General features: G+C 67.0%; 6 protein-coding genes. 1 reads left to right on the top strand and 5 read right to left on the bottom strand.

The genetic code is table 11. From position 1 onward, the window contains the following. Positions 1 to 126: 126 nt before the first annotated feature. The 3 genes from VF536_RS07970 to VF536_RS07960 form a co-directional block, all read right to left on the bottom strand. The gene (locus tag VF536_RS07970; RefSeq protein ID WP_331614286.1) at positions 127 to 1,719 is read right to left on the bottom strand and encodes an XrtA system polysaccharide chain length determinant; all 1,593 of its coding nucleotides are present in this window, start codon (positions 1,717 to 1,719) and stop codon (positions 127 to 129) included. A 157-nt stretch (positions 1,720 to 1,876) separates the two neighbouring features. Continuing rightward, the gene (locus tag VF536_RS07965) at positions 1,877 to 2,512 is read right to left on the bottom strand and encodes an XrtA/PEP-CTERM system exopolysaccharide export protein (protein WP_414710312.1); all 636 of its coding nucleotides are present in this window, start codon (positions 2,510 to 2,512) and stop codon (positions 1,877 to 1,879) included. Positions 2,513 to 2,756: 244 nt separating this feature from the next. Further along, positions 2,757 to 3,638: a ThiF family adenylyltransferase gene (locus VF536_RS07960; protein WP_331614284.1), complete on the bottom strand. Its 882-nt coding sequence runs from the start codon at positions 3,636 to 3,638 to the stop codon at positions 2,757 to 2,759. A 373-nt stretch (positions 3,639 to 4,011) separates the two neighbouring features. On the opposite strand from VF536_RS07960, the gene VF536_RS07955 reads away from it, so the two are divergent. Further along, positions 4,012 to 4,968, top strand: a complete 957-nt coding sequence (locus VF536_RS07955; RefSeq protein ID WP_331614283.1) for a PEP-CTERM sorting domain-containing protein — start codon at positions 4,012 to 4,014, stop codon at positions 4,966 to 4,968. Between the two features lie 197 nt (positions 4,969 to 5,165). Here the strand turns inward: VF536_RS07955 and VF536_RS07950 are convergent, their stop codons facing one another. Both VF536_RS07950 and VF536_RS07945 read right to left on the bottom strand, forming a co-directional pair. Then, positions 5,166 to 6,584 carry a TolC family protein gene (locus VF536_RS07950; RefSeq protein ID WP_331614282.1) on the bottom strand — a complete coding sequence of 473 codons (1,419 nt, stop codon included), beginning with the start codon at positions 6,582 to 6,584 and terminating at the stop codon, positions 5,166 to 5,168. Between the two features lie 167 nt (positions 6,585 to 6,751). Further along, a complete protein-coding gene (locus VF536_RS07945; RefSeq protein WP_331614281.1) occupies positions 6,752 to 7,960 on the bottom strand; it encodes an HlyD family type I secretion periplasmic adaptor subunit in 1,209 nt (402 codons plus the stop codon). Positions 7,961 to 7,971: the final 11 nt, after the last annotated feature.

Below are 7,971 nucleotides of genomic sequence, written 5' to 3'. Positions count from 1 at the left end.
GCGGGTGCGGCCGGTGCCGTCGCGAGCGCGGCGGCGGGTGCCAGGCCGACGTCGACGCCGGCCTGCTTCAGTTGTTCCAGCCGCGCGGCGGCTTGTTCGATCAGGCTCGTCATGTGGAAGCTCCCCTCACCCGGCCTGGCGGCTGATCCAGATGGCCATGCCGATCAGGCCGACCGCGTACAGGCTGACCAGGCTGCCCGAGGCGACGCCGAAGCGCAGCAGGTCCACCTTCTGGCGACGCCGGTCCTCGCGCGTCTCCTGGCGCGACACGGCGCCCAGGATCGGCAGCTCCAGGCGATGGCGCAGCTCGTTGAGGTCGTGGAAGACCGGACGGATCTGGCTCGCGGCGAACGCCGTGACCAGACCGGCCAGCGCCGCCACGACCAGGCCGGCGGCCAACAGCATCAGGCGGTTCGGCGACACCGGCTTGGGCGACGCGCGCGGCGGGTCGATGATGCGGAAATCGGCGACGCCGGAGGTGTTGTCCAGGTCGGTCGACAGCGAGGCCGACTCGCGGCGCTCGACCATCTCCTGGTAGTTCTTCTTGATGATGTCGTAGTCGCGGTTCAGCTGCGCGAACTCGGCCTCGAGCTGCGGCGCCAGCTTGATCGCGCCCTGCGCGGAGCCGTAGCGCGAGCTGTACTCGTCGACGCGGGCGCGGATCTGCGCGACCTCGACTTCCTTGGCCGCCAGGATGCGGGCCAGCTCCTGGTTGGCCAGGCTGTCGTTGGGGCCGCCGGTCGGCGACGGATTGGCCAGCGCGGCCTTCTGCAGGTCGGCGACTTCCTTGCGGCGCTGGTCTTCCAGGTCGCGGATCTGGCGCTTCACGTTGACGATGTCCGGATGCGCGTCCGTGTAGCGCTGCTGCATCTGGTCCAGATTGCGCTTGAGCTCGACGATGCGGTTGTCCAGCTCCGGCGTCGCGAACTTCTGCGCGCTCTCCTGCATCAGGCTCTGCAGGCTGGTGCCGGGCTGGTTGCGCTTGCGCTCGGCCTCGATCTGCTGGCGCGCGGCGTCGCGGGCGTTGACGGCCTCGCGCAGCTGCAGCCGGGCGGCTTCGAGCTGGTTGCTGGCCTCGGCCAGACGCGCGGCGGCGTCCTTGCCGTCGGCCTGCGTCAGCTGCAGGTTGCGCAGGCGGAATTCCTTGCGGCGGCCCTCGGCCTCCTCGAGCTTGGTCTCGTAGGTCTTGATCTGCTCGTTCAGGAAGGTCGCGGCGGTGGTGCTGTCCTTGCGGCTGGCGCCCAGGCTGGACTCCATGAAGATGGACAGCAGCGACGCCACCACCTTCTTCGAGATCTCCGGCGAGGAATCGCGATAGGACAGCAGGTACAGGTTGTTGGCCGAGTTGCCGGCGGTCTGGATCGACAGGTTGCGGGTGACGCGATCGATCAGCGCCTCCTGGTCCGACTTGCTGGTGGCCTTCAGGTCCAGGTCGGCCATGCGCACCAGCTTCTCGACGTTGGGCCGGCTGATCAGCGTGCGGCTGAGCATGTTGACCTGCTGCTCGGTGTTGGAGAGCACGGCCATGCCCGACATCAGCGGCTTGAGGATGGACTGTGTGTCGACGTAGACGCGGGCGCTGGCCTCGTAGCGGTCGGGCACGACGAACACGACCACGGCCGCGCCGATGGCGGCCAGCCAGGACGCGATCAGCCCCGGCCAGCGGTAGCGCCACATCCGCTTGAACACGGCCATCAGTTGCGCGATGAGGGAATCCATGCGGCGATCTCGGTTGCACCGGCTGGAGCGCCGGCGGGGCCCGGCTCGGAGCGGGCCTGTACTGCTGGAAATGCTGGTAGAGCGCGGAACGACCCGCTGTGTGCCCGCCGGCCGCCCCTGCCGACCCGGAGGTCCGCGTGCGGCCGTCCGGAAACGGTCAGAAGAAGCTCTGCGGAATGATCAGGATGTCGCCCGGACGCATCTCGACGTTGGCGGACACGTCGCCGCGACGGATCAGGTCCTTGAGGCGCACCGAGTACTGCTTGTTGCCTTCGGCGGTGCGCAGGATGCTGGCGGAGTTGCCGGCCGCGAAGTCGGTCAGGCCGCCGACGGCGATCATCACGTCCAGCAGCGTCATCTTCTGCTTGTAGGGCAGGAACATCGGCTTGGCGGCTTCGCCGACGACGCGGATCTGCTCGCTGTACGGGCCGACGAAGCTGGTGACGATCACGGTCACCACCGGATCGCGGACGTACTTGCCGAGCTGCTTCTCGATGTCGCGGGCGACCTCGACCGAGTTCTTGCCCTGCACCTGCAGCTCGTCGATCAGCGGGGCGGCGATCTTGCCGTCCGGGCGGACCGGCACCGTCAACGACAGCTCCGGATTGCGCCACACGATGATGTTGAGCTGGTCGCCGGCACCGACGACGTAGCTGTAGTCCGCCTGCGAGGCCGCGACCGGCGCGGGCGGCAGATTGCCGGTGGTCGAGCAGCCGGCGAGCGCCGCGGCGGCGGCCAGCAATGCAGCGTGTGCCGCCTTGATGGAAGCGATCTTCAATCCACTGTTCTTCATCATGTCCACCCCTGCAGGAAGCTGACCGGATTGCACCTCAGCGCGCACGGGTGTGGAACCCCCTGGACTGAGGGCGATCCCTCCCTGGCGTGATCCAATTCCGTGCTAGCGGACCGGCGTCGGGAACCGCCTGGATACAACCCCGAAACAACTCGGCGCGAGCGCCCTTCGAAACCTCGCGCCAAGCCCGGAAAAAACCTCACGCCAGCTTCATGGAAAACCCGCGTTCCGATCACGGCGGGCGCTATTTTCCACGCAGCACCGGCTTGATCAAGGCAATCAGCAGGCGCTGCAGCGGATGCGCGTTTCCCCAGGGCCGCCAGGTGTGCTTGAGCCGGCCGCGATAGGCGTCGAAGTGCATGCCCCACGGCGCCGCGCGCAACTCGCCGCGATTCAGCAGCAGCTTCAGCACGCTGGTCCCCATCAGGCCCGCGCACAACTCGCAGGCCATACCCGTGGATGGTCCGCGCTTTTCCTTGAAGTTCACCGCCTCCGGCGCGACCAGATACTGCCGGCTGAGCATCGCCGGCGATACCCCGGCGATGAAGCGCGCATACTGGTCCTCATGGTCACGGCCGTCGACCTGGAAATAGTCTTCGAAGGTCATGCCGGTCGGGCTGAAGTACAGGAAGGCGGTCCCCATGCCCAGAGGCGCGGCGGTCATTGCCGGGATGCCCAGTTCGCGGCAGCGGCGGAAAACCTTGCGGCGCACCTCGAGCACGAAGAAATCGAGGCTGTCGACATACACGTCGACGCCTTTCAGGAATTCATCGAGGTTGGCGTCGGTGACGCCTTCCCGGAAAAGGCGGATGTCGCTTTCCGGGTTGATGTCGCGGGCCATTTCAGCGACCACGTCGATCTTGGGACGCCCCATCGTCGACATGAACGCCGCGGCCTGGCGATTCATGTTGTGGACATCGAACTCATCGAAGTCGGCGATATTGAAGTTGGCGATGCCCAGCCGCGACAAGGCCAGCACATGCGCGCCGCCGACGCCCCCCAACCCGGCCACCGCCACGCGGGCGCGGCGCAAACGCTGCTGCTCATCCTTCGTGACCCAGCCGATATTGCGCGAGAACGCGCGGTCGTAATCGAAGACGAAACCGGACGGGGTGTCTCGCGTCATGGGCTCTCCCTTTATTCGTATGGCGCCGCCACCGGATCACGCGAAATCAGTTCCCGCGGCGCAGGCGACGAGTATGCGCCCGCGCCATGACGGCGAAACGCGGAAAAGCGCCCTCGCCCGCGCATGCGCAACACGGGTCGAGCCGGCCTCCCACCCCTCGACACCCCCCTTCCACACCCCCCGATATGCGGGCCAGGCCGCTGTCGAGAAACTTGACAAGACCCGTCGAAGATTCCCGCATCCGAATGTTAAGTCATTGATTTTCAATGAGGAAAGCACGCTGGCACGCTACTCGCTTTGATGTCCGCCAAGAAGCCGGCACGTGCCGCTTCCTAACGTGCTTCTGGCAAGACGCATCCTCAAGGAGAGACACATGTTCAAGCAAGCAAAGCTCGCACTGGCAGCGATGACGCTGGCGGCCGCGACGTTGCCGGCGATGGCAGCACCGCTGTACATCAACACCGGGCAAGACTTCGTTCCGGAACCCAACGGTTCGACGAACACCACGACGTTCGACCAGCTGGGTTACAGCGGCACGCTGGCGACCTCGATCTACCTGGGTTCCCCGGCCACCCCCGGCACCACGGTGATCGACACCAACATCCCGTCGGTGATGAACTTCTACGGCTTCTCGGCCGGTACGCACACCACGCTGTCGGGCGGCTCCGCTTCGTTCAACTACCCGAACGCGCCGGCACAGACCAACATCGACTCGCTGAACAACCCGACCAACCCGTCCGACCTGAACGGCTTCGTCGGCGGCGTGGGCTTCCCGGCCTACGGCTTCGGCAACGTCGGCGGCCTGGGCGGCGCCTGGGGCCTGACCTACTCGTACCAGATCGTCGGCAAGACCGTTGACTCCAACGGCGACGGCGTGTCCGACTACGTGGCGTACACCGGCGGCGTGTTCAGCGTGTTCTACCAGAGCGCTGCGACCGACCCGAACAACGGCAAGGAAGTCCTGCGCCTGATCGTCACCGGCTCGCAAATCGAGTTGACCAACCTGAACGTCGAAGGCTACGTCGACTACAGCTACGCTGGCGGCGACACCTTCGTCCAGAACTTCTTCAACTCCGGTGAAGGCCTGGGCTCGCTGTACAGCAACTGGCTGAACAACAGCATCTCGGTGAGCTGGGTGCTCGACACCAACGTCGATCCCCCGATCCCGACCCCGGCCCAGCTGTACAACTCCGGCGCCGCGCTGATCCGTCAGTCGACCCTGGACGGCTCCCTGGTCATCAACGTGCCGGAACCTGGCACGCTGGCCCTGGTCGGCCTGGCCCTGGCGGGTGTGGGCTTCGCCCAACGCCGCCGCGCCCTGCGCAAGTAATTCGGTTCCCCCGAATGCAGAAGCCGCCCCTCGGGGCGGCTTTTTTCATTGGAGCAACGAAAGCGCGGTCAGCGAGCGCCAGGAAGACAGGAAGACAGCGAGTGCTTGTGGGGCCGGAATGATGCTGGGGATTCCCGGAGGGATGTCCCCTGCATCATGGAGAGCCCGCGCTTGGCCGACCGGAGTCGAGGAGCCCCTCAGCGCAACGGCGTCACGACCCCACGCCCTTGCGACCAGATGATCGCCACCACCTGCTGCGCGTCGTACAGCGCGTTCACGTGCGCGATGCGGTTCGAGTAGTAGTCGCTCTCCGCGCCCATCACGTCGAACAGCGAGCGCTTGCCGAGCTGCTGCCACTGCTGCAGCGTGAAGCCGCGGACGCGTTCGCTGCTGCGCAGGATGTCGACCAGCCGCCGCGAACGGTCGAGCGACGAGGACGCCGCCTCGTACATCTCCTGCACGCGATAGCGCTTGGCTTCGATCGTCTCGTCGCGCTGCAGCGACGCCGCCTGGGCGCGTCGCCGGGCGGAGGTCAGCGCCGAATCGGCGCCCGGCTGCACGATCGGGATATTGACCGTGACGCCGCCGATCCAGTCGGTCTGCCGCGCCTGGCCGATCGTCGAATTGCCGCTGACCAGCAGGCTCACGCTGGGCTGCTGCCCCGCGCGCACCGATTCCGCATAGCTGCGCTGCGCCTGGGCCTGCGCCGCGGCCGCCGAGACGTCGGGCGACACCATGACGTCGGCCAGCATTTCATTGAGGTCGGGCAGCCGTGCCAGCACGGAGCTCATCGCCGCGCCGCGCGGCAGGTCGTCGCCGACGAAGCGCTTCAGGCGCACTTCCGTCTGGCGCAGCGCCGAAGTCGTCTGCTCATACGACAGGTCGGCCTGCTGCAGGCTCTTCTGCGCCTGCACCAGCTCGCTGGCGCGGCCGCGGTCGGCCTTGGTGATGATCTCCAGCGCCTCGACCAGGCACGACATCTTGCGCACGTACTGGCTGTAGACCTGCGCCTGCAATTGGTAGCGCCCGCGATCCAGCGCCAGCGACACGGTCTGGAGCGCGACCTGCTCCTCGGCGCTCGACTGCCCGAAGCGCGCGGCCTCGAGCAGCTGCGAACGCCATTCCGTGAGCTTGGTGATGCGGCCGGAATCGTAGATGGGCGCCGTCACGCTCAACGAGCCGCGCCCCTGCAGACCGCTGGTGTTGTCCAGCGAGCCGTTGCCCGGCACGACGGTGCCGGTGTGTGCGGCCGTCAGGCCCATCGTCACTGTCGGCAGGCGCTGCGCCTTGGCTTCCGCGAAGTCGGCCTCGGCGGCTTGCGTCAGCATGCGCGTCGCCCCCAAGGCCTTGCTGCGGTTCAGCGATCGGTTGACCAGCTCCTGCAGCTGCGCTCGCGGGTCCGAGTCACCGACGTCCAGCAATGCCGTGTCCTTGGCGGACAGCTGCGCGGGCGGCAGCGTGCGCTCGTCGGAACAGCGGCTGGGCGGCGGATCCTGCGCCCAGGCGGACACGCTGAAGGCGCACAGCGCCGTCAGCACGACGGTCGCGCCGGCGGTCAGTCGGAAGGAGGCGGCGGAGGCGCGCCGCGGGCTGCGGCGCCGGAAGGTGGCTGTCATGGTCGCGCGTACTGCAAGCAATTTCCCATGGGCTCTACTGGACCATTCCAGGGGGAAATCGAAGCGCCGATAAGCGGCGCGCAACCGGACTGTTCGTGACCTTCAGACGGGGCTTACAAATGAAACCGCCCGCGCAAGGCGGGCGGCGGCATGAACGCTTCGCGGACTCAACGTTCCCGGAGCGCTTCCTTCGACTTCAGCATCGGACGCAGCAGATAGCTCAGCACGGAGCGCTCGCCGGTGCGGATGTCCACCATCGCCGTCATGCCGGGGATCACCGGCAGTGGCTCGCCCTTGGCGCGCAGCGTATTGCGCTCGGCCGTGATCAGGACGCGGTAGTAGGTGCCTTCGTTGTTCTTCTCGGTCTCGCCCAGCGCATCGGGGCTGACGTACTCGATCTTGCCGTGCAGGCCGCCGTTGACGTTGAAGTCGTAGCCGTTGAGCTTGACGATGGCCGTCTGCCCGACCTGGATGTAGCCGATGTCCTTGGGCTTGATGCGCGCCTCGATCAGGATGCGGGGACCGATGGGGACGATCTCCATGATCGGCGTGCCGGACGTGATGACGCCCCCCACCGTGTTCATCTTGATGTTCTTCACCAGCCCCTTGACCGGCGACTTCAGCACCGAGCGCGTGACCGCGTCGCGACGCACGACCAGCTGTTCATCCAACTGGGCGAGGTCGGTCTGCGCCTTCGACAGCTCGGAACTCGAATCCTGGCGGAAGCGGCTGATGCGTTCGTTGCGCTGCTGCTGCAGCTCGTTGACCTGGCGCGTGACGCGCATGACTTCCACGTTGGACATCAGGCCCTTGGAGGCCATGTCCTGGGCCATCTTCTGCTCGACGGAGAGCAGCCCGATGCTGCGGTTGATGCTGGCGGTGGCTTCCTCGAGCACTCGACGGCGGGTGTCGAAGACCTCGGATTCGCTGTCGACCAGGCGCTGCACGCCCTTGACCTCGTCGGGGAACTTGAGCGGCACGCCCAGCGCCTCGGCGCGCAGCCGCGCCACCTGCGCCATCAGGCCCAGGCGCTTGGCCTGGCTTTCGTTCTCGGCGGCTTCCGCGCGGGTCGGATCCAGCTCGGCCAGCGGCTCGCCGGCCTCGACTTCCTCGCCTTCATGGACCAGCAGCTTGCCCAGCGTGCCGGACTCCAGGCTCGCGATGACCTGCTCCTTGCCGTCGGGCACGATGCGCGCGTCGCTGCGGGTGACCTCGTCGACCGTCGCGATCGACGACCAGGCCAACCCCACCACCAGCACCGCCGCCATCAGGTAGAGCGCCCAGACGGCGCGCGGCAGCGGCTCGTCGATCAGCGCCGACTGGACGCTGCCGACGAACAGGCCTTCTTCGCGGCTGAGGGTGCGGGACTGCGACATGGGGGATGACT

Origin of the sequence: Roseateles sp., from assembly GCF_036486225.1 — a bacterium.
Lineage (GTDB): Bacteria > Pseudomonadota > Gammaproteobacteria > Burkholderiales > Burkholderiaceae_C > Roseateles.
The sequence above is the reverse complement of the archived record's forward strand: the minus strand, read 5'-3'. Positions and strand labels throughout refer to the sequence as shown.

Bases quoted from the DNA above. Each gene is read 5' to 3' on its own strand.
- VF536_RS07955 (WP_331614283.1), top strand. From the start codon at position 4,012: ATGTTCAAGCAAGCAAAGCTCGCACTGGCAGCGATGACGCTGGCGGCC.
- VF536_RS07970 (WP_331614286.1), bottom strand. From the start codon at position 1,719: ATGGATTCCCTCATCGCGCAACTGATGGCCGTGTTCAAGCGGATGTGG.
- VF536_RS07950 (WP_331614282.1), bottom strand. From the start codon at position 6,584: ATGACAGCCACCTTCCGGCGCCGCAGCCCGCGGCGCGCCTCCGCCGCC.
- VF536_RS07945 (WP_331614281.1), bottom strand. From the start codon at position 7,960: ATGTCGCAGTCCCGCACCCTCAGCCGCGAAGAAGGCCTGTTCGTCGGC.
- VF536_RS07960 (WP_331614284.1), bottom strand. From the start codon at position 3,638: ATGACGCGAGACACCCCGTCCGGTTTCGTCTTCGATTACGACCGCGCG.
- VF536_RS07965 (WP_414710312.1), bottom strand. From the start codon at position 2,512: ATGAAGAACAGTGGATTGAAGATCGCTTCCATCAAGGCGGCACACGCT.